Source organism: Erwinia sp. 2186 (assembly GCF_057812255.1).
In genome coordinates this window covers 885,417-907,193 of the sequence record NZ_CM173824.1, presented here as the reverse complement: position 1 = coordinate 907,193, position 21,777 = coordinate 885,417, and the positions used below count along the sequence as shown (strand labels likewise).

Sequence of the window (21,777 nt, the reverse complement as noted above, 5' to 3'; positions counted from 1 at the left end):
ACGGTGCATGCGGCTTAAAATTTCGACTGACTGCTCAGGAAATTATCACTTCCTCCTCAGGTTGATGGAAAAGAGTGCAATCAGTTGCGTTTTGAGGACAAAGCCATTGACGCCCCGCTGCCAGTACGGTTTAATGCGCCGCGTTGCCCGGATAGCTCAGTCGGTAGAGCAGGGGATTGAAAATCCCCGTGTCCTTGGTTCGATTCCGAGTCCGGGCACCATACATCGAAGCACGCTGGTTAGGTCTCAGAAGCCTAACGGGTGTCTAAACGAAGATGGTGTTCAAAGCAACGGTGACTGCATTTGCAGATGCATCATCCAAGATTGAACATAAAAATCTTCAAGAAAGGGTACTAGTTCGCGCTAGTGCCCTTTTCTCGTTGCCGTAAATAATTACAATCCCTTCAAGTTATGTCAACCTTACATGTGCGGTACTTATTTCTTAATGCTTGATTGATACCCTGATCTCTACTTTTCAGTCAGTTTTTCCTAGGATTCTGGGTAACGCTCACCAACAATTGCAAATCGATCCAACGTCTTCCGAATGTCCTCAAGCTCACTTTGTGAAAATACCAGCTCGGTAGTTGCCAAATTTTCGTCTAATCGCTCAACCTTCTTCGTGCCTGGAATTGGCACAATGCCATCGTACTGTGCAAGCAGCACGCACAGTAGTAGCCCAACGGACACCAGATACAGAACGCTAATATCGATGTTGCCGGATGCCGTTTTAAACGCGTTGATCTGAGCGGCAGTCATCGCCATAGCGGACGGCCTCGCGTGTAATCGCCGCTGACCTTGCCGTAATCCAGTGGCTGCGCACGCGAAGGCTGCGTGTAACGGTCAATGCCAGCACGCATGGTGTTAAGGTCTTCAATTGCTTTTTTGTAGTCGAATAGGTAACGGCGGTGGTTATTGGGATCGGACTGCGCGGCGACAGTGCGGGCGCGGTCGAGGGAGAGCTGGACTTGGTCAAGTAGACGTTGGGTGGCGGCGAGTTCGTCTAGTCCGCTGGCGTTCGCTTTTATTAATACTAAAGATAATAAAAAAACACTTAATACAATTTGAGACTGCAACTTCAGAAGATTCATAACTCAGACCTTTATCAAGCGTATGAATTATGAATCTCAACAATTATAATCGTTACAGCAATGGAAAAGCAAAAATTAAAAATGTAATTTTAATTTTCCTTTCCATTTTCATGAGGTGCCGACTTTATGAAGATCCAACCACTTTTTGTAAATATGGCTCTTGAATCAATTTTTTCATTTATACTGTAATAGTAGGCATCATCCTCAATGGGGTTGTCTTTTTGATGGTAATAATAAGAAACCAGACCGGATCTTAGTGCGGAATCAAATGAATTCTTAATAACATTATAGAGTTCAGAACTTAGAGAAACTAGGAATATAACAAATATAACCGATGAAATACCCCTAAAGAAAATTAGCCTTGAGTTAATTAACGCTTTCTCCTTTTCATTAAGTCTCTCTGGTCTTTTCCCTGTTTTCAATCTTATGGAGAGTGTGTCAAGCTTAGATAACCAGTTCCTTGAGAATGCCCCTTTTATATAACTAAACAGACCTATTGCAATGAAAAATATCATTTCAGGTAAGACTATGACTAAAGAAAATACACAGATTAAAAGGAGATAAGCCAAGGGTACAAACAATACGCTGATGGTGGTTATATATTCACTAAAGCTTTGTGCATCAATGTGGGTAGTATTGAAGACCCAGTTTCTTGCCAGAATAGTCGATAATGTATATGAGAACGCGGCTATAAGCGCCATGAAAATCTTACCAAAAATTCCAGACCAGATCTTTTTTGCAATGAACTTCATTCTTTTTTTTAAGTCGAGCACAAATGACAATGAGATGATAATTGCTATATAGGGTGAGACCACTTTGATTGACTCGTAGCCCACAAGGTAAAGGAAGCCTACGATTATAATCCCAGCAGCACCAATGTGTAATAGGTAATTATTGATGTCTGTTATAGCATAATATTTCCGTGTGGCTACCACGGATTTTAATAATTTTAATTTGAATTGACTCAATGCATTATAATGCAACTGTCTAATTGCCAGAATTACTGGCATGAAAAAATTAAAACAAACAAGCCCTGTTATTGTATTTTTGGCATAAAGAAGTATCGTTGGACTATTTATTGTTTGTGCGTTTATCATAATGGATATTATTGAAATAGCAAAAACCCAACTGGAATACTTGAACATGTAAATACCTAGATAGAATTTATTTCAGAATTAAGGAGTAGTTCGCACTAACATTGAATGCTTGTGCGAACCTAACTTTCAAGATGATAATAATATGTTAATCATAAAAATCCCCATGTTGAAAAATCCAACCATGGTGAATGCTACTTTTAGCACAAAACAAATTAATGGTACCCAGTTTATACAATCGTGGGGTTCTGGTGTTTCCATTTCTTCTTTATTTTGCGTTCCAAATCCAAACCGGCGGTCATAAATTTTATGTCTAATCCCCCATATTGCAGTTTGTATCACATACTGTAAATAATCGAGCATAAGGACAAGGACAAAAAATGATAAAGCATAATAGAGCTTCTCCGGGAAGAATATCAAAGTCATATTTTCCGAAGAAAAATTAGTGGATAATGATGTTTTAAAGAGCCAGGCTAGCCCAACCCCACCGATTGCCAACTGTCGAGTTTGTGCGGAAAGAGTCGCCGAAAAATCTATATATGCTTTGTTTAATTCGTTTAATTTCATAACAAGCCCTTATTCAGAAAGCGGTATTCTCGGTCCGGTACTTGTTGTTTTCTTCTCCCTTACCTCACGAGAGTCTCTAATGACTGATACAACTACCCATCCATCATGTTTGATGGCCATTAAATCTAAATCTAGGCTTCCCTTTCTCAGTTTCAGGTACTTAGAATTAACTCCTAAACTTTTTGTTTTCAAAGGGTTATTTTTTCTGGAAAGCGTTACTTCTTGGTGAGATGAAGCCAGTGATTTAAATCTCCACCTTTTATTTACTACATTCTTTTTCATATTGAAGTTCCTATAAACGAGATGCATTTTATCGGCATTCTTCAGATAATCTTTAGAGTCCTGACGCGCCGCTCTCACGGCTTGCCTGCTGACAACAGCGCACAAAGTCGAGCTTTGCACGCTGTCGTCCAGCTTACAGGTACTTCTTAAATGATGCCGTCAGCACCGCCAGCGCCATTCCCATCATTAGTGCCGCAGGCAGCAAAAAAAGATTTGGATACACTGCAGATGGCCAAGATAGATACACCATGCAGGGCACAAGAAAGCGGGTTTAACAAAACGTTTGGCATGGTGATAAACAAAGCTTGATTCATATGCTGCGCCATAGCGCCGCAGATCTCGCCGCCCTAAACCGTCTACAACTGCAACCAGCACCACCATTAGAAACAGTGGTATTGAAAGCACCAGAATCGTCACGCGAATCAGCGTCACCACAGCGACATATACCGTCGCCAGCAGATATTCCTGCAGCGCCGATGCCAGCCAGTGGCTACCGGCATTCAATCCGGCAGCAACTGCATTACCACCGCTTCCCATCGACTGGTTTTGCTGCGCGATCCAACCCTGCAGGCCACTATCGACAACCAACCATTGATAAACATGAGTCACCCAAGCTGTTACAGTCACCGTGGGCTGCGACAACAGTAGGCTGCGCGTAAACTCTGTAGAGAGATAACCGCTCTCAATCTGCATCACTTGCTGGCTATGCGCCGCACCTTGCTCCGGCCAGAAGAAAGCGATACAGATGTATTCCATTACCAGTCTGAAAAACAGCGACGCCAGCAGCATGCCGATTAGCTTCCACGGCCATCCCCATATCATATTAAACAGAAAGCCATGTTCTTTAGGCTGCTGAATGCGGGCTGGCGGTGCCGTGGTGTTTGGTGGTGGCATCATTCACCTCCCAACGATTCTGCGCCAGCAGCACCAGACCACCACGCTTCACTGGTGCGGTAATTGCGGCGCATCTCAGCTGCGATCTTCTGCAGGCTTTCCGGCATCAAATCGGTTTTATCTGCAGCAGGCAGCGGCATGCGAATCTTCCATAGCTGGCCGCCTTCCAGCAGCGCAAACGCTTGGCCTTTGGGCAGGTTGATGATGTCAGCCGGAGTGAGCATCGGCGTTTTCACCATGCTCACACGGTCCTGAGTGTTGGAGGTGAAATCGGTGCCTTGCTCCTGGTTGGTGATATCGGTGTAACCCGAAACCAGCGTTTTGGAATACACATCCACTTCAGGCAATTGGCTGGTTAGCAGTTCGGCGGTGCGGTTCTCTCGTACGCGCAGCATGATCAGCGTGTTGAAGTTGCCCGTGACCTGCGCGGCTTTGGCGCTGCTGCAAATACGCGCCTCGATGTCGGAGATCGTTTGAGTGTACGCCGTCACCTCAATGCCCGCGCCGCCGCCTTTGTTAATCAGCGGAATAAACTCATCGCCCATCAGCTCATTAAATTCGTCGCAATGCAGGCTGATCGGCAGCTTGCCGTCGCCATTCTCAGGCAGTCCGTCATTGATACCGTGCTTATAGATATGCCCCGCGATACTCACCAAATCAGCGAACATGCTGTTGCCCACAGCAGCGCCAACTTCACTGTCTGACAGCGCATCCAGTCCGACATAAACGATGCCGCGCTGGCGAATAACCTGTTGCCAATCGAATATCGGGCGCGGATCGTCGAGGTCTTCATAGTCAGGCGAAAGCAGTGCCGCCGTTTTGCCTGTTGTGAGTTTTTCCAGCAGCGGCAGCAACGAGGCAACGATTTTATCGAAGTAGGTACGGTCATAACGCACTGCAGAGCGCAACCCTTCAAGGATGGGATCATAGAGCTTTTTACCGGCTTCAGAACTCAGCGCCAGTTCCATTGCCCAGATGCGCGTGGCGTTTGATTGCCCCTGCATATTGCGCGGCACATCTTTTTCCTTCAGCACATTGCTGCCATTCTCAATTTTGCTGCGCAACTCCGGCAGTTGCTTATCAACCAGATGTTCCACGTAGCGCTGATAGAGCTCGCCGATGTTGGTGACGTAGCGGAGAATCAACGAGTAGTCGGGGCGTTGGCCAAGTGCAACTAACGCGCGTGTCACGATGTTCACGAATAGCCAGGCGAACTCGCGAAACGCAGCGCTGTTGCCCTCAGCGCCTAATTGACCGGCAATGCGCGAAGCCACTTCAGATACGCGACCGAAGCGGCCAACCGCGTTGTAACGCGCTGAGATCTCTGGCCAGCCAAGATGGAAAACGTGGAAATCATCCTGACGACCGGCGCGGTGCGCTTCAGCCCACATGCGTTTAAGCAAATCGGCATCGCCTTTAGGGTCGAAGACAATGGTGATATTGCCGCGCCGGATATCCTGCGTAACCATCAACTCTTCTAACCGTGTTTTGCCAACGCGCGTGGTGCCAACGACTAACGTATGCCCAACGCGCTCGCGAAGATCCATCGATACATCACGCTCATTCGGTTCTATGCCGTGCAGCACCGGATTGCCGCCAACCGGTGGCAGCGGGCGAACCGGATTCAGCAGTGTGTCAGCTGAAATCATCGATGACAGCCAGGGCAGAGAATGCTCGCACGCACGCTCAAGCCTGCGTGCGTACTGATAAATCTTCGCTGGCTGCACATACTTTTCGACTTCTGGCCGACGCGTATCGAGCAGGCGCTGAGTGTGTTTTTGCTGCCACAGAAAACCTTTGCCCAGGAACAACCGGTGATTGCTTACTGGCACTTGGCGGCTGGTCATCACATAGCGCGGCAAGCGGCGAAGATTTTTGCGATACCTGATCACCTGACATCTCTGACGGGCGCGTACGGCGGCCAGCACCGCAAAGCCGGTTGCGGTGACATAACTAAGCGATGGCGACAGCGCGACAGCCCAGGGAGCCGCTACGCAAACATAGCTGGCGGTGGCGGCTACCAGCGTGGTGTTGAACTCTACTGCGGGACGTAGTAGTGCTTCAATAATATAGCGATCACTCATAGCATTGACTCACTTTTGACAGGATTCAGACGTGCTACGTGCCAAGTGATGCAGATTGTGCCAGCACCAGTAAGCGCGCAGCAGAGCCAGAAAAAGAATGAAAAACAGAGGAAGGAGCATCAGCGCTGCATGGGGCATTACATGCAATCCAGCGAATCCCATCACTGAGCTGAAACCTGCTGGCTCAGCGAGCGCTCGGTGATCAGTACCGGGTAATGTTCTCACTTGAGGCGGCGCGCCAGATCGCTACCTGATACCGGTGCGAGCTGTAGATCGGGCGCAATCTGGCGCATCTGCTGCAAGGATGCCGAGCTGCTAACGTTCACCACCATTCCAACCGCACCACGACGGCTAAGCAGCTCAGCGTTTCGCGATAACCATTCCTGCGATTGGCCGTCGTCACCAATCAGAAACAGCGGCCCGATTCCCGGTAGCTTCAGCGCGCGTGGTTCAAACATGCCTGGAGTTAGTTCAGGTGTTGCCACTGGCAACACTGAGCCTTCACTGTAATCAGGTTGGATTGATTGCTCGTGTGGCTGCGGCTCAGCGTTGATTCCTTCATAGAACGGCGCAGCCGACTTGCCGCCGAGATCGGCGATAACGTCGAGTTCTGCATGCGAGAGAAATGGCCACGCGACGATTGCGCCAGCCAGCATCAATTTGTTCATTGCTGCCTCCGGGGTTCTGTCCAGATGATTTCAGTTGAAGGTGTTTGGTTACTCGCGAGGTCGGCGGGTGGCTGCGTTGCGATTGGGCGAGGTTGACTGGGTGTGAGTGAAGCCAGCTTTTGGCTGACAATCTGCCGATAGCGTGCAGCAGGTTTGCCGCCAGCCGGATGGTGGTAGCAGCCAGCGGCTTTCAACCAACTGCCGGGGCTGCGTTCCCAGCACTCGCGAAGAATGCGCGCCGCTGCGTTCAGGTTGGTATACGGATCAAATGCATCCCATGTTGAGCTGAAGCGATGACCATTCCAGCCGAGATTGACCTGTGCAATGCCTACATCGATTCTCTTTAGTGGATTGCTTTTCATAAACTGCTGTAGAGCCTGCCAGGCCGCTTGCCTGCTTTCATAGAGGTAGCCTTTGCCCGCGACATTGATTGTCCAGGGCCACGGGCGCGTCCCGTGCGGCAGCTGGCGCGATGATTCCGCCAACGCCAGCGAGTAAAGCGATTCAGCAGGCACGCCATGCTGCAGCGCGATTTTTTGATAACCCGGTGGCACGTTTTGCATGCTTGTTGACGCCACAGAGCTGGCGGCACTCAACAATAAAGCGACGGTTAGAACGCTGCGATATGCCATCCGCTTTCCCCCTGTTGGAGAAGGACCGGCATGATGCCGTTGCCATAGCGCAACCAACGCCCTGCATCGTGGTTTAGGGTGATGCGGCGCTCGCGAACTTGTTCGGCGGGAATGCGGTGCTGTTGCGCCCAGTTACGAAGTTTCTGATCGCTGCCTTCACTGTCGACAAGGTAGATATCAACGGGGCGTTTATCGGCGAGAACGGCGGAGAGTCGGGCATCGCAGCGTTGGCAATCAGCTTCGCGCACAAACAACGCCAGGCGGCCACCTGAGTCATGCGCGATACCTGCGGCGTTGCCCATGTTGACCGGCAGCATGTTGGGCATCAGGCGCTTCCAGGCAGCATCCACTTCACGCTGGAATTTGAGCTCCTTTTCGGTGCGCTCGTATTCTTGTTTTACCCATAGTTCAGCGTAGTGGCGGCGTTCGGTGTCGTTGCGGGCTTCGATGCCTAACATGCTGATTGGATCTAAATGTGGAGATTGAAATTTTCTAATCCCTTTAGATAATTCTTTATAACGCTTATAATCCTCATTTGAAATTTCAAGTAGGGTTGATTCTGAACCATGTGGATACGTTATCGCTTCTTTGGTATTTAATTCTTTAAGTGCTTCCTGCTCATCACTGCCAATCGCATATGAGGACATAAAATAAACAAGAGGGATAGATACAATAAGGAATTTCATATGACACCTTAGATATCAACTAATTAATACATCACTATTAATTGATGGATTTTAGAGTTCAAAAATAAAAATCTGAAGGGGAATCCAATTAGTGCAATTTGAAATTAGATGGAAAATTAACAATGGCCACACGCAATTTATGCCGTTCTTAATCACTAGAATGAAATGGTAATATGTTGACATTTGGTTTTTAAAGTGATATTAAGGTTTTGTTTTGTGCGGTAGCTACACCCATATACAGGCTATCATTATGAGTCTTGAAGTTGATGTTAATAATAAGAAAAAACATTCTCAGTACTACACCAATAGAAATCTAGGTGAGCGACTATTTAGCTTAATACCTAAAAATATATCTTATGCCAATATTATCGATCTGAGCGCAGGAGAAGGCGCTCTATTAGATATCGTACAAGAAATATTTTCAAATGTTAAAATTGTTGGTGTTGATATTGATTTGGGTAATATTAAAAAACTCAAAGGAAGTGGGTTATATGATATATTTCTTGCAGACTCAACTACGCAAGAAGGCATTAGCATTGCAAGAAATGCTTCAAAAGATTATTGTCTTGCATTAGGAAACCCTCCATTTAAAAGAATTAGAATTACGCCTCACATTAAAGATGTTTTAAGTGATTTTGATGTTTTTTTATCTGGCTCTACAGTTAGAGCTGAGGTTGTTTTCTTACTTCAGTCTTTTAATTTATTAAAAGATGGTGGAGTGCTTGCCTTTATTCTTCCTGATGGAATTTTAACGAACTCCACATTTAAAAAAATACGCGAATTGATGTGTTCAAAGATGAACCTTTTATCAGTATGCGAGGTGCCTGCATCAAGTTTTTCAGGAACTGAAGCTAGAACGCATATTGTGATAGCTCAGAAGTCGACTCCGGCACCGTTTATTATTCTGTCGAAAATGGATGCATCGAATAAAGATATTTCAATCTCTCGTGAACAGTTTTGTCAGCGAGGTGATTATAAATATTATTCACTACCTATTCCTATTAATACAATTAAACTAGAGAAACTATGCAGCCATATTTTAAGAGGGAAATCAAAGTATGATTTAAAAAACACGAGCACTCCTTTAATTCATACTACTTCGTTGAAAAAAAGAATTCAAAAATTTAGTAATGATATTAATTTCAAAGAGGGTGAAAGTGATTGTCTAGCCAGAGAAGGTGATATAGTTTTAGCTAGAGTAGGCACAAGATCAATAGGTAATTTTGGTGTTGTTACAAAAGGTGTCTTCCGTGTTTCGGACTGTATCATTATCATTAGACCAATAAATAATAAGGTTTGCGGTGATATTTTGTCAACCTTACAATCCGATTTTGGGATTTCATGGTTGAAGTCCGTAGCAAAAGGTGTTGGCGCATTGCATATTACTTTAGATGAAATAAAAAAATTACCTGTCTTTACTTAGGCGGATATTTATTATGAAAATTAACGAGTCATTTGACGATCACATAGAACATGTTTTTTCTTGTGCAAGAAAACTAATTGAGATTGAATATTGGGATAACATATCCCAGAGAGATTTAGAAAATTGGATTTGTAATTTCGTTTCCAGAGAAGAGCGTTATTTGGCTGCGGCAATACTTTATACGCTTATATTTAGAAATTATAAAGCAACATCAACGCTTGGCCAAAATATATTCCATATTATTTTGCCTCAAGTTTTAGATGAAAATAACATATATTCATCCACCTCGATTAATGAGTGGTTGGAAAAGCTAAACTCAGTTCATTGTAGAACACTACCATTTAGATTTTCAGCAATTGATGATGTTGATGACCGGGGTGCAAAGAGCAGTAGTAACATTCTTACGCAACTAAAAAATAAATTCTTTGATAATAATTTAAGCATTAACTCACATAACATTCCATTTCATATTAATAAAGGGATTAAAGCAGTCATTTTCTTTGATGATATAATTGGAACAGGAACTCAATTTGAGGGGTTTTATCTAAGTAGAGAGTTAGATAAGGTGGCGGCAAAAATAATATATATTCCTTTTGCTACTACTAAGCATACTAAAGATATGTTAGAAGGAAAATATGCGAATCTGATTATTTCTCCCGTAGAGATTATTGAACCTTCTAATTCATTTTTTTGCGAGCACAACGAATTTCTTTGTAATATTGAAGGTTACACGCCTGATGATTTTAGAGAATATTACTTAAAGGTCTGCAAACAAAAGAAAATAAATCTAAATGGAAATTTAGGTGTTGGTGGATTAGAGTTAACATATGTTTTTAATTCATCAACACCTAACAATAATATCGCAATGCTGATGCATAAAAGTGATACATGGTCAGGCTTATTCAAAAGGTAATACTTATGCCAAAGTTAAGTGAAGCTTTTGCAAAAAACAGGACGGAAGAGTTTCCTGATGACGTATATGAAAAATATGTCCTTCCTTTGAATTATCATGAAGTTGATATCAGTAGTGCAACAAAAGCTTGCGTTATAGTTGGGGGAAGAGGATCTGGGAAGACAATGTATATTAAATACTATTGTTACCCAACGATTCTCAGTGAGAAAAGAGAAAAAAAGCTAAATCTCTCTGAAATTAGAAATTTAGGGATATATTGGCGCCCTGATACATCTTTCACTCAACACTTGTCTGAGGAGTGGCTTGGGAAACATTGGGCAGCAGCATTTAACAGCTATATGACATTGTCTATATTGATTGAATTTTGTGGGTTGATTCAATCACTTTCTCAATCTCATTCCCCAGTTAAAAGAAAAGATAGTTTATTATCAATTGAACTTCCGTCTTTGATTACAAAAGCGCTCTTGGGAAAAGTTAAGGATTTGAAAATCTCAGATGCTAGAGATGAGCTGCGTAATGCGATCTTTACTCTATGTAATTGGATTAACGCACCTATTCAAGAAATTCCTCCTTTGAGACTTGATTTAAAAAGCACCTTAGACTTACTAATTTTAAAAATTAAAGATGAGGTTCCAGAATTAGCTGGGATGACGTATCATATTTTCATTGATGAGTTTGAGAATTTAACTACTCATCAACAACGAATAATTAACACTTTAATGAAACATGGTCGTTCCCCATTATTATTTAGCATAGCACATAAAAAAAATGCAGAGGTTTCGCATGAAACTCTAAGTAGTGAAAAAGTTGTTGAACGTAATGATTTTAGAACCATTAATTTGGATGATCATTACAACAAGAATTTTGATGTTTTCGCTGGCGAAATTCTAACCTTGCGACTTGCTGATTTCTTGCAAGATAAATCTTTAAATAATTTCATACGCGATGAAAAAAACGTTCAAAAAAGAAATGGCGATGAATATAGGACAACAGTAAAACAAATTGGTAATAAGTTTCTACCGAGTAAAAGTTATAAAGAGATCTCATATGATATTATAAAATCAGATGTGTTCTTAAAAAACATAAGTAAGCTAATGTCTGATGGCTTAAGTAATGTCCACTCTAGTAGCAAACTAACCGTTAGGGATTTTATCGACACTGACTTTCCTGAAGCAACAATTGTAAGCTCAGTGCTACTAAATAGAAAGAGAGAAACCCCTGAATTTATACTTGATGAGTTATTAAAATATAAAGATGGGAAGGCAAGCAAGTATAATTCATGGATTCATAATAATTTAGTGGGAGTTATTTTATTACTGTACAAAAAAACTCCTGAGAAAAATTGCCCACTATATGCTGGTTATGAACAATATATTCATTTATCAAAAGGAAATATAAGGCATTTTCTTGAACTATGTCATCAGTCTGCTTTAAAAGGAGAGCGGAATAATGTGATTAATCAAGGAGAGCTAGGCGCTCTTTCTGTCGAGATTCAATCATCAGCCACAAAAAAAACGAGTGATTTGGAGTTGGAAAAAATCGCAGATCTTGGTGCGCATGGTTCGCATCTTAAAAGATTAGCAAATCGATTAGGTCGAATATTCAGCTATAGTCAGTCTCGTAAAACCCAAAGTGAAGTTGAAATTAATCACTTTACTTTAGATCTTTCTGATCGACTAGAATTAGATTCACAGACCGGTCTGCTTTTAAATGAGGCTCTTATTTGGTCCGTGTTGATTGAAGAAGAAAGTACAAAGTCAAAAACTCCAGACTCCATTGAGACAAAAGATTATGTTCTCCACCCAGTACTTTCTGCTCATTTTGGAATAAGTTATAGAAAAAAGAAGAAGCTAAAAATTAATAGAGAGCAGATCTCAATTATTTTTTCAGCAGATGATGATAAGTTTAATGTGTTACTTAAAAAGTTTGGCAGCGCTTGGGATATAGATGAGGATATAAAAATAGCAGATAAATCTAAAGGCGAATTTGGAAAGCAAATAGGACTCATATGATTACTATTGAAAAAATAAGAAAGGAAGATCGATTAGAATCTGCTTTGAAAGAAGGTATGAGAGCATTCTTTTTTGGTGCATCTTTAGATGATCGTACAAGCACAGTTGAAAGTACGGTAAAAATACATCCGCGTTACAATGTTTTTTATGATAAAGATAAGTACTCTCTTTCTATAAATGGTGAGCAATACAAAATATTTAAGCTGCAAGAGTTCTTTATTGAAAAAAATATGAGTAATATTCTTATTGATACCACATCATTAGGATTCCCTGAAATACTGTATCTTCTCGATGGGATTAACAGGTCTGGCATAGAGACTATGATCACCCTGCTTTATGTTGAGCCACAAGAATATAATAAAAAAAGAGAAGGTGCTCAGGATAGTGAATTTAAATTGAGTGATCGTAGGCATGCCTTTGTCTCATTACCTGCATTTTCAATAGATAACCAATCAAGTGCCGAAAATAAAGCAGTTCTTGTAACCTTTTTGGGTTTTGAGAATTCAAGGCTAGGTCAAATCATTGAAAATGATGATGGTGCAAGCTATAAAAAACTTATGGCACATGTATCTGTTCCTGCATACAAAGCTGGATGGGAAAATATCTCATTGAGAAAGCATCTTCGATATTTCGACCAAATAAATTCTGAGTTGGTCATACATCCGGGCTCTAATCCTTATGCAGTGAACGAATTGCTATGTGAACTTGCATACACCAATCCAAAACTAGTCATCACTCCCCTTGGAACAAAACCAACAGCTATTGGAGTCTGCATTTTTTTAATTAACAATTACCCTCTAAATAAATTAAATAAACAAATAGGTGCAATTTATGATTTCCCGGAGAAATCTAAAAAGCGCAGTGTCGGTATTGGTGAGGTTTATACTTATCAGTTAAGAGTAAATAATTAAAGTTAGGCCTCTTCAATTGAAGAGGCCTTGCGTTAAAATGAATTATTAGCATACTTCTTGTTTGATGCATTTTCAGTTGGTGGACTTGTCTCCGTTTTCTCTGCCTTGTAAACCATCGCCTGACCAATCTTGATCCACTCGACCTTAATCAGTCTGGCTTTCAGGCTTACGCGCTGTTCGCCTGCATGATCACCTTTGTTGAGCGTGAAAATGTCAGACGTCAGGTTGCTGAGCGTAAACCCAAGCAGCACTTTCTGGTCCTCGTCTACGGCTTTCTGGCAGCGGCTTATAAGATCCGTTGCTTCTTTACCGGCGACCGTGGCATCAAAGCGTACATAGGTTGGGCTGTCAGTGGGACCGCTCAGCGCATTAATCACCACGCTGAGGAAGCCACCATTGAGGGTTTCAATTCTGCGGATGTTGCTCAGATAACCCAGGCCCTTAATGTTGAGATTGAAGTATTCAGCTTTGGTAGAAGTGGTGCTGGCGTTGTTTGTAGCGTTGTTGGTAGTGGTAGCAGTCATGATGTTTACTCCAGGAGTGGGAAATTTTGACGGAGAAACATTCATCCCTGACGGATGAATGCTTTCCGTCAGGAAGCGCGGATAGCTATGCCGCGCTGGCTGGTTAGTACAAAGAACCTCATCACACAGGTGATATCCGCATTAAGAGGTTGAGCGGATCGACCACTGCAAAAGCAGTACTTCTCTCAGATCATGAAGTTTTAGATGGCAACCGCGTAAGCGTTTCTCTCAGGCTGCTGAAACATTGGCTGGTTGTTGAGATAACAACAATAATGCCGTTCCAGTGTCCTGCCGCTAAAAGCGGATGTCAGCGATAAAGTAGTTTTGCGAAAATGAAAATAAAAAAGCGCCAGCAATTGCCAGCGCTCAGGGTCCGCACGCAGACCGGTGGTGTATTCGTTACTCCGGGAGCTGAAGCTCCGGCGCGGTTTTCACGGAGGGCGTGCGCCTTACAGACCAAATCGGATGTGCGGTGATTTGCCTGCCGGACTGATGTTTTTCTGTCCCCGTAAAAGACATCCAACCCTCCCGCAGTCACGGGGGCAACATCTCAGCCTGTTAACCTTATCAGCGTCGCTGAGGACAAAGTTTAGGGTTTCAGCAATTTTTTCCCCGTGTATCTGAGGCAGCGAAGATACTTTTCGCCTGAACGCCGCACGATTTCGTCTGCGTTAGCAGTAATATCCTTTCCTTCAAACGCGCCATAAAGTTTCTTAAATTTCACCGAACTCAGGCGTTGAGTGATGTCGCTGACCGTCGCGGCGGGCAACGGCAGCATATTGGGGTAACTCCACATAAAGGAGACGCCCTCCCCGCCAGGGGCTACCTGAACAATGTCGCCGGAAAGCACGATGCCTTCCTCTCGCGCCCAGTGCAGAACGCAGCCGCCCGCAAAATGGCCACCAAGGCGTATCACGCTGACATCACCGGTCAACTCGAGGGTGTCGCCTTCCCAAAAGGTAATCCATGGGCTTTCGCGCATCACCCATTCACGGTCGCTGGCATGAAGGTAAATTGGGGCGTTAAATTCTTCAGCCCAATCTTGCATGGTGGTGTAGTAATGCGGATGCGATATCGCGATAGCCTTGAGTCCTCCCAGTGAGGCGACTAACGTTTTCGTGGCGTCATCCAGCGTGGCAATGCAGTCCCACAGAATATTGCCCTCAGGTGTACACAGAATAAATGCGCGCTGATCAATGGCAAAATTTGGCACGGTGTGGATGCTGAGAAGAGCGCTGTCGTGTTGTTTCCACTTATTGCTGTGCGAAGCACAAAGGGCATCAAAATCCACCCATTGCTGCCCGGTCGCGGGGACAAACTGACGTTCATCCTGGCATATTGTGCATTGTGCTGGCGGGGAATCGGTTATCTCATAAGATGTACCGCAGGCTTTGCATAACGTGATCATTGAGTGTTCCTCATTCTTACGCGGGATCCAGGGCAAGGGAGCGGTCTGCTCGGTTTGTTAGGCTCCGTATCTAATACTTTAGCCGCCGATCGAAGCGATAGATCAACCCCACCGCCAGCCCGAGCAATAATACCGGCGGCACCAGCGTGGTTAGCTGGGCATTGATTGAGAACAGGATCCCGAGGTTCAGAACGATCTGGTAAACAATCCAGGTCACCAGCCCGACGATTACGCCCAGCGCTAAGCGACTTCCCAGTCCCGGCGCACGCGGCGTGCTGAAGGTGAAGGGAACCGCCAGCAGGATCATCGCCAGAATCAAAATGGGCCGCCCCGCTTTTTGCCACAACGCACTTTCATACTCCAGGCTTGGCTGCCCGGTTTTGTGCAGATAGACAATATAGTCAGCGAGCTGTCGGGCCGAGAAGCTTTCTGCGGGTAACGTGAGCCTCTTCAAATCTTCACCCGAAAACAGCGAATGCCACTGCATTTCTGGCAGGTTATTGACGGTTTCCTGCTGCTTATCCCAGCGCTTTTCGGTGACGTTGTGCAGCGTCCACATGCCCTTTCCGGCGATGGTCGCGCTCTGCGCAAAAATATAGGACTTCAACGTCAGGTCGGGCTGCCAGCTGAAGATTTCGATCCCCACCGGCTGGTTGCGATTATCCAACGATTGCACCGTCACAAAGTCATCATGACTCCTGGCCCACAGCGCATTGCCGGCGTCCGAGTCACTTTCTGCTTTCGCCATTGCGACATTCTTTATCTGCAACGCCCGCTGTTGCAACGGAGCGGCCACCCACTCATCTACCGCGCCGAGCGTCAGAGTCATCACCAGCCCGGCGCAGAACATCACCCGCGCAATGCGGGAGATCGAAAACCCGGCGGTGCGGATAGCGGTAAGTTCCAGGCTTTTGGATAGCTGCCCCAGCCCGACAATGCCGCCCAGCAAGGCAACAAAGGGCGCAAGATCCACCAGGCTACGCGGTAAGGTCATCACCACAACCAGCAGCGCCTGCGTCCAGCGATAGCCGCCCGGCGCCACATCATCCAGTTCGTTGATCAGGTTGAAGGTGGTAAACAGCGGGATCAGCAAACCGGCGGCCGCAGCAAATCCGATAAAGATATTCCGCATCAGATAGCGGCTGAAAATAGTCATCGGGAGAATTTCCGCAGCAGTGAGAAATCGCGCGCCAGACAAAACGCCAGGCCAGTCAGCATCACCAGCGGAACCAGCCACACGCCGGGGATCGCAGGCAGCGATCCGTTAGCCACCAGCGTGCGGCAGACGTTGCCACCATAAAAAATGGCGGTAAACAGCAGCGTCAGCGGCAGCAAGGTGGCGTAGCGTCCCTGTCGCGGTTTGGTGCGGCTGAGCGGAATGGCTAACAGCACCATCAGTAGGGTGCTGAGGCCGCGGCTTTCTCGCCACTGCAGCTCTGCTTTATCCGCCGGATCCGACGAGCGCCATAAATCGGCCACGGGAGCCGACTTACGCCTGACTTCCTGACTTTCAATAAAGGGTTTCAACGCGATATTAAGGCTGTGATAGTGCTGCATATTGTCCTGCGCGCCCTCGCGATCCAGCACATACGCGGTGCCATTCCTCAGGTTGACGCTGGGAGTGGCCGGAGAGGGATCGGTGACCACCACCGAATGCGCCCGGTACAGGTTGGTATTTTTTCCGGAGCGGGAGTAAATCAACGCGTCGGTAAGCTGATGGCTGGCGGGATCGATACGGCTGGCCATCACCATTCTGCCGCTACCATTGACGTTAAATTTATTGGCCTGTAAATGGCTGACATCCAGCACCGACTGCGACTGTTGCTCCAGCCGGTAGATATTGCCATACGCCCACGGACGGCCGTAAAGAGACAGCAGCGTCACCACCACCGCCAGTGGAATCGCTAAAAACAGCACCGCTTTATACAGGCGAATCGGGCTGGCACCGGCCGCAAATATTGCGGTGATTTCAGAGTCAGTGTAAAGCTGGCCCAGCGCGACGGCCGTGGCAACATACAGTCCAACCGGCAGCAGCATCTCCAGCGCAATCAATACTTTGTAGCAGACGACATCAAACACCACCTGCAGCGCAAGTGTGCCATTAGCGGCATCGGTCAGGTAGCGCTGTGCGGAATAACTGGCGAACATCACCACCAGAAAACCGACGATAACCATCACCAGTCGACGAATTTCAACCGTGATATAGCGTTCAATCAGCGACACAACGGTTCTCCTTTCGCGCCAGGCCAGCCGCTTTTCTCAACAGGGCTCATCGTCAGGTTGCACATCATGATTGGCCGCTGCCGATCAGCTTTTGCACCAGGCCGATCACATCGCTGACTTCGCTCGAACTCAGCGACCCATCCTTGGCCCAACGTACGCGCCCTTCCCGATCGAGCACTAAAATGGTGGAGCTCTCTTCAGGCAGCTGCCAGGTTTTCCGCCCGATGCCGTCGCTGTCGATAACGAACTGTGCCCAGGGATAATTCCTTTTGTTCTTCTCAATCTTCCCGCGAACGAAGAAACCGGAGCCGGGGATCGCGTCATCGGTGTTGACGATGGTGGTGGGCTGGAAGCGATCCTCGGGAAACTGTGCCTCTTTAACGGCGGTGATCAGCAGCGAGTTTTTCTTTTTCGCCGACGTACGGCCCGCGATGTACTGCACAACCCGCACCTTTCCCGCCAGTTCGCCGCTGTTCCAGTTTTGATAGCTGAATTCCCCTTCCCTGAGGATCAACTCCCCACGGTCGGCGATAGCCACGGGCGCAACGGGTTGGCCATAAACAAAGTTATGGGCGGAGGCCGCCAATGGCAGCAGCAATACCAGGGTCAGCAGCTTGCCCAGCATCCCGGCGTTGATCACTGCGCGTGAAACCTGGCGAGCAGGGATTCCAGCCGCTGGCGGATATCGATATCCAACACCGCAGGCGCGTCGTAGGATTTACCGCCAGACAGCTTGTCGGCCACCATCACATCATGCCGGTCACCCATCAGCCCGTTAATGGCGGCCATAAAGCGGGAAATTTTCCGCGCTTCGACGTTATCAGGATCGAGGGATCTGAGGGTGTCGTAAAAGGACACCTGCTGACTGACGATTTTGCGGACGTCGTGAAACTCTTTGCCGGTCAGCATCGGGTTGGCAATCAACGTTTGCAGTTGCCGCAACTGATCCTGACGATAGGCAATAAATCCGCTTTCGGTTTCTAACTCTAAATGACGCAGGCCATAGCTGACCTGCGACCAGATCGGCTTGCTGAGGAACACCCGCAGAATATTGCCGTAGAGATTCAGGTTCTTTTTATTGCCATTACGGAACGCATCCTGGAAGTGGCCAAGAAGCACGGTGGTCAGATGGAACAGATGGCCCGACTGATGTTTTTTACCGTACAGGCGCTGAGCAAAACGTAAATGCTTATAGCGCGCGCGAATATATTTGTAGCGTAAACGCGTCGACGCCGACATTTCGCGTCCCCGGAGGAAATCATTAACCAGACCCAGTAATTCCTCACGGGTAAACCCGTCCTCCCAAAATTGCAGGCAGAGCGCATAATTATTTCGCAGTCCTTCCTGAGAGCACGGCAAAGCGATCTGCTGCGGCAGACTGAAATTCGCGTCAACGATGTCATCCTCTTCCACCGCGGCAAATAATAACTCCGTGGTTTCTACAGGAAATTTCTTCCAGCTATTATCCATTTTGTTGGCTCTCTTGAGGCAGGGTAAACCGCAGGGCATTGCGATGGCGCCAGGCATGTAACGTCGGGATCATCGTTAATAATACGTCTAAGGATTGCCCAGCAAAATAGGCAAACGCCGCGCCCTGAACGCCGAAAAAGTGCGACATGCCGATCAGCAGCGCAATATAACAGGCCGAAGAAATCGTCTGCACAATCAGGAATGCCCGCTGCTTGCCCGCCATAAACAGCAAGGATTCTTGCGGGAAGCCCAGCATAGAAACGATGATCGCACCGAGCATAATTTGCATCAGGTCATAGGCCTGCAAATATTTATAGCCGAAGACCACGGAAATAAGCGGCTTGCCGACGACCAGCACCAGCACAGCCACCGCCACCCCGATTCCACCGGCAAACAGCGCGGAGCGCAGGCCGAGCTGCCACGGCTTGCTGGTGCGCGGATCGAGGCGCATGATTTCAGGGTAAAAGCTTTTCTCCATCAGCTTGGCGGGCGTGCCGGTGGCATCAAAGAAGGTCAGCGCAATTTTAAACAGGCCGGCCGCCGCCGGACCTAAAACGATCCCAACCAACACCGTACTGCAGGAGTTTCGCGCCGCCCAAATCGTATGGGCGAAATTGGTTGTCCAGACAAAGTCCCACGCGCCTTCAATTCGGCGAGCGGTGTTCATCAGTCGGGGAGTTAACGCATTATGAATCTCTCTGGAACGCAACTCGCGCGCGGCGAACCACCAAAACAGCGAGCCACCGATCAGGTTGGAAACGTACCAGGTAATAATAAAGCCGGGGAAACCCAGCTCGAAATAGAAGCAGAAGAGACTGCCGACCGCTTGCAGGAACGGCTTAATCGCCTGCTGCACGGCAATTAAGTCGAAGCGGTTAAACGCCCGCAAAATACCGGTCGGCGTGGACGAGGTCATCGACGGAATTAACGTGCAGTAAAGCACCGCCAGCCACAGGCTGTGAGTATCCAGTCCCAGCGAGTGAGAAAGGAAAGGCAGCAGCGCCATTCCACCCAATACAGCCACGACGCTGCTCAGGATATCGAGCCCGAAGGAGAATGAAATCACGTCGCGGAAGCGGGAGATATTCTTGCCTTCCAGTGCCGGCGTGCCGAATTGCACCACGAATTGCCAGGTCTGGAACTTAATTAAATCACTGACCGCTTTGGTATAGGCCTGAATAACCACCAGTACGCCAAACATTTCTGTCGACATGCCTTTGCCGGCACAGGAAAGCGCCACCAGGCCCAGCAAGGCACTTGCCACACTGCCGGATCCCAGATAAGCGGCATTTTTCAGCATCGTGCGAAAGGCGCCATCCTTAAACCAGTGCTTCATGATGTGGAACCGGCGGCAACAGCCGTGATCGAATCCAGCGCTTTCGCCAACACTTCATCGTAAGGCGCGCGGGCATCCAGTTCGATAATGCGCGAACCGTTGTACTGAATTCTGACCATGGCAGAAATTTTATCTTCTAACTCTTCATAACTGTGGTCCGGTTTACGCGCATAGGCGGTATCCACATCAATATCCAGACGCAAAATAAGCTGCGGACGAATCAGCGCCATCTGCTGATATAAGCGTCGCTCACTTTCGGCCAGTCGGCTCATTAACCAGCCTTTGGCCCGTTCCACGCCAATGCCGGGACCATCATAATAAAAACCCGATATTTCAGCCTGAGGATAACGATCGCTGATCACCAGTACGCCGCTCTGCGCCAGGCGGATCGCTTTCTGTAAATTAGACGAACGCCACAATGAAAAACCGTACATGATCAGAGCCGCCCACAGTGCCGGAGGCTTATTACTCATGCGCTGGGTTTTATCCGACTTTGCCGCCAGCCGACGTTCAAGCCAGACACCAATAACCGGTAAGCGTTTAATTTTATCGCCATCCTCACCGGATATCAGGCCTAAATAACGGCGTTCCGTTACCCTTTGCTTTTGCAAATTCCTGACTAAATCAGCCGTCAGCGTGGATTTTCCGGTACCGTCACTGCCGACAACCGCAATAAGCCCCGAAATACAGGAAGAACACTCACCCACGTCATCTTCTGCACGCTCGGTGTTAATTTTCTTCAGCATGATGGTCATGAAATAACTCTGTCTCTGAATAGGTTAATGAGGCCTGAATCGCACGTAATGATTCATCCAGAATTTTATTCTCCGGCTCTCTACCATCGAGATCGAGAATGGTTGCGCCATTGAAGTTCAGATGCGGAATAACGGCAATTTTCTCGTGCAGGGCGGCGAGCGAATGATCGGGTTTGCGGGCATGCGCGGTCTGCGCATCAATATCCAGACGGATTAATAATAATGGCGGATATGAGGCCATCCATTGATAGAGCTTTTGCTCTTTATTCCTGAGCCAGCCAATCCAGCGATTTCCGCCGTGGGTTTTGGCCAACTGCGGTCCATCAAAACGGAAGCCCGGCACTTCGGCCTGCGGGTAGCGATCGGCGATCAGCAACTGACCCGGGCGATTTTTTCTGAGCATTTTCCAGAACTTATAAGCACGCCAGAAAGAGAGCAGAAAAATCACCAGCGCGGTAACATTGCCGGGAGGCGTGGAAGGACGCTGGTGAACGCGATCGGATTTCTTCAGCAAATAGCGGCCAAACGGCGCACCAATTATTGGCAGATCGGCGATCCACTTTCCTATCAATCCTGATGACTGACCGAGATAGAGAAATTCCGTCGGCTGTTGCGAAGAGAAGTGCTTAACCAGACTGGCAGCTAACGTCGATTTTCCGGAACCATCACAACCTGTAATAGCGATTACGCGCACCGGGGAATAACGCGACTGGGAATTTATTTTCTGGCGCACAACAAGCTATCCACAGGTAAAAAAGCCATTTTATTCTGTTCCTCTATGGGTTCAAGTCATTTATCGCCGGGTAG

The 21,777-nt window shown here is 46.9% G+C and carries 22 protein-coding genes, 1 tRNA gene and 1 pseudogene; 5 read left to right on the top strand and 19 right to left on the bottom strand.

Annotation, left to right across the window (positions count from 1 at the left end; genetic code table 11):
- Nucleotides 1-145: 145 nt before the first annotated feature.
- Nucleotides 146-221: transfer RNA gene (locus ACXKZG_RS04195), tRNA-Phe, on the top strand.
- 268 nt (nt 222-489) lie between these two features.
- On the opposite strand, the gene ACXKZG_RS04190 is transcribed toward ACXKZG_RS04195, so the two are convergent.
- The 10 genes and pseudogenes from ACXKZG_RS04190 to ACXKZG_RS04145 all read right to left on the bottom strand — a co-directional run bounded on the left by ACXKZG_RS04190 (nt 490) and on the right by ACXKZG_RS04145 (nt 7,995).
- Nucleotides 490-762: a hypothetical protein gene (locus ACXKZG_RS04190; RefSeq protein ID WP_488875760.1), complete on the bottom strand. Its 273-nt coding sequence runs from the start codon at nt 760-762 to the stop codon at nt 490-492.
- Entirely contained in the window at nt 753-1,088 is a 336-nt protein-coding gene (locus ACXKZG_RS04185) for an integrative conjugative element protein, RAQPRD family (protein ID WP_488875759.1), read from the bottom strand. Before ACXKZG_RS04185 ends, ACXKZG_RS04190 begins: the two co-directional genes overlap by 10 nt.
- A gap of 89 nt (nt 1,089-1,177) precedes the next feature.
- Nucleotides 1,178-2,233 carry a hypothetical protein gene (locus tag ACXKZG_RS04180; protein WP_488875758.1) on the bottom strand — a complete coding sequence of 352 codons (1,056 nt, stop codon included), beginning with the start codon at nt 2,231-2,233 and terminating at the stop codon, nt 1,178-1,180.
- Nucleotides 2,234-2,311: 78 nt separating this feature from the next.
- Nucleotides 2,312-2,749, bottom strand: coding sequence for a hypothetical protein (locus ACXKZG_RS04175; RefSeq protein WP_488875757.1), 438 nt, complete (start codon nt 2,747-2,749; stop codon nt 2,312-2,314).
- A 9-nt stretch (nt 2,750-2,758) separates the two neighbouring features.
- Nucleotides 2,759-3,151, bottom strand: a complete 393-nt coding sequence (locus ACXKZG_RS04170; RefSeq protein ID WP_488875756.1) for a hypothetical protein — start codon at nt 3,149-3,151, stop codon at nt 2,759-2,761.
- Between the two features lie 13 nt (nt 3,152-3,164).
- A pseudogene (locus ACXKZG_RS04165) lies at nt 3,165-3,925 on the bottom strand (TIGR03747 family integrating conjugative element membrane protein).
- Nucleotides 3,925-6,009 (bottom strand): type IV conjugative transfer system coupling protein TraD, encoded by a 2,085-nt coding sequence (traD, locus tag ACXKZG_RS04160; protein ID WP_488875755.1) that lies wholly within the window; start codon nt 6,007-6,009, stop codon nt 3,925-3,927. Before traD ends, ACXKZG_RS04165 begins: the two are co-directional and overlap by 1 nt.
- A gap of 221 nt (nt 6,010-6,230) precedes the next feature.
- The gene (locus ACXKZG_RS04155; RefSeq protein ID WP_488875754.1) at nt 6,231-6,677 is read right to left on the bottom strand and encodes an integrating conjugative element protein; all 447 of its coding nucleotides are present in this window, start codon (nt 6,675-6,677) and stop codon (nt 6,231-6,233) included.
- Complete coding sequence (locus tag ACXKZG_RS04150; RefSeq protein WP_488875753.1) at nt 6,674-7,309, bottom strand: transglycosylase SLT domain-containing protein; 636 nt, start codon at nt 7,307-7,309, stop codon at nt 6,674-6,676. The genes ACXKZG_RS04155 and ACXKZG_RS04150 overlap by 4 nt, the downstream gene beginning before the upstream one ends.
- A complete protein-coding gene (locus ACXKZG_RS04145) occupies nt 7,288-7,995 on the bottom strand; it encodes a TIGR03759 family integrating conjugative element protein (RefSeq protein WP_488875752.1) in 708 nt (235 codons plus the stop codon). Before ACXKZG_RS04145 ends, ACXKZG_RS04150 begins: the two co-directional genes overlap by 22 nt.
- Before the next feature lie 250 nt (nt 7,996-8,245).
- Here ACXKZG_RS04145 and ACXKZG_RS04140 point away from each other — a divergent pair, with 250 nt between their 5' ends.
- Genes ACXKZG_RS04140 through ACXKZG_RS04125 form a run of 4 tightly spaced genes read left to right on the top strand, consistent with a single transcriptional unit; the run spans nt 8,246 to nt 13,254 of the window.
- Nucleotides 8,246-9,418, top strand: coding sequence for an N-6 DNA methylase (locus ACXKZG_RS04140; protein ID WP_488875751.1), 1,173 nt, complete (start codon nt 8,246-8,248; stop codon nt 9,416-9,418).
- Between the two features lie 13 nt (nt 9,419-9,431).
- Nucleotides 9,432-10,331 (top strand): phosphoribosyltransferase-like protein, encoded by a 900-nt coding sequence (locus ACXKZG_RS04135; RefSeq protein ID WP_488875750.1) that lies wholly within the window; start codon nt 9,432-9,434, stop codon nt 10,329-10,331.
- A 5-nt stretch (nt 10,332-10,336) separates the two neighbouring features.
- Nucleotides 10,337-12,343 carry an ORC-CDC6 family AAA ATPase gene (locus ACXKZG_RS04130; protein ID WP_488875749.1) on the top strand — a complete coding sequence of 669 codons (2,007 nt, stop codon included), beginning with the start codon at nt 10,337-10,339 and terminating at the stop codon, nt 12,341-12,343.
- Nucleotides 12,340-13,254, top strand: coding sequence for a hypothetical protein (locus tag ACXKZG_RS04125; RefSeq protein WP_488875748.1), 915 nt, complete (start codon nt 12,340-12,342; stop codon nt 13,252-13,254). The genes ACXKZG_RS04130 and ACXKZG_RS04125 overlap by 4 nt, the downstream gene beginning before the upstream one ends.
- Nucleotides 13,255-13,286: 32 nt before the next feature.
- Here ACXKZG_RS04125 and ACXKZG_RS04120 read toward each other — a convergent pair whose 3' ends face one another.
- The 9 genes from ACXKZG_RS04120 to ACXKZG_RS04080 all read right to left on the bottom strand — a co-directional run bounded on the left by ACXKZG_RS04120 (nt 13,287) and on the right by ACXKZG_RS04080 (nt 21,703).
- Nucleotides 13,287-13,778, bottom strand: a complete 492-nt coding sequence (locus tag ACXKZG_RS04120) for an STY4534 family ICE replication protein (protein WP_488875747.1) — start codon at nt 13,776-13,778, stop codon at nt 13,287-13,289.
- Nucleotides 13,779-14,367: 589 nt separating this feature from the next.
- Nucleotides 14,368-15,186 carry an MBL fold metallo-hydrolase gene (locus ACXKZG_RS04115; protein ID WP_488876224.1) on the bottom strand — a complete coding sequence of 273 codons (819 nt, stop codon included), beginning with the start codon at nt 15,184-15,186 and terminating at the stop codon, nt 14,368-14,370.
- Nucleotides 15,187-15,256: 70 nt separating this feature from the next.
- The gene (lptG, locus tag ACXKZG_RS04110; RefSeq protein ID WP_488875746.1) at nt 15,257-16,342 is read right to left on the bottom strand and encodes an LPS export ABC transporter permease LptG; all 1,086 of its coding nucleotides are present in this window, start codon (nt 16,340-16,342) and stop codon (nt 15,257-15,259) included.
- A complete protein-coding gene (gene lptF / locus ACXKZG_RS04105) occupies nt 16,339-17,409 on the bottom strand; it encodes an LPS export ABC transporter permease LptF (RefSeq protein WP_488875745.1) in 1,071 nt (356 codons plus the stop codon). The genes lptG and lptF overlap by 4 nt, the downstream gene beginning before the upstream one ends.
- 64 nt (nt 17,410-17,473) lie before the next feature.
- A complete protein-coding gene (locus tag ACXKZG_RS04100; RefSeq protein WP_488876223.1) occupies nt 17,474-18,034 on the bottom strand; it encodes a YtfJ family protein in 561 nt (186 codons plus the stop codon).
- Between the two features lie 11 nt (nt 18,035-18,045).
- Nucleotides 18,046-18,879 (bottom strand): hypothetical protein, encoded by an 834-nt coding sequence (locus ACXKZG_RS04095; RefSeq protein ID WP_346567097.1) that lies wholly within the window; start codon nt 18,877-18,879, stop codon nt 18,046-18,048.
- Nucleotides 18,872-20,215: a lipopolysaccharide biosynthesis protein gene (locus ACXKZG_RS04090; protein WP_488875744.1), complete on the bottom strand. Its 1,344-nt coding sequence runs from the start codon at nt 20,213-20,215 to the stop codon at nt 18,872-18,874. The genes ACXKZG_RS04095 and ACXKZG_RS04090 overlap by 8 nt, the downstream gene beginning before the upstream one ends.
- Complete coding sequence (locus tag ACXKZG_RS04085; RefSeq protein ID WP_488875743.1) at nt 20,212-20,961, bottom strand: nucleoside/nucleotide kinase family protein; 750 nt, start codon at nt 20,959-20,961, stop codon at nt 20,212-20,214. Before ACXKZG_RS04085 ends, ACXKZG_RS04090 begins: the two co-directional genes overlap by 4 nt.
- Nucleotides 20,945-21,703 carry a nucleoside/nucleotide kinase family protein gene (locus ACXKZG_RS04080; protein ID WP_346567100.1) on the bottom strand — a complete coding sequence of 253 codons (759 nt, stop codon included), beginning with the start codon at nt 21,701-21,703 and terminating at the stop codon, nt 20,945-20,947. Before ACXKZG_RS04080 ends, ACXKZG_RS04085 begins: the two co-directional genes overlap by 17 nt.
- Between the last annotated feature and the right edge of the window lie 74 nt (nt 21,704-21,777).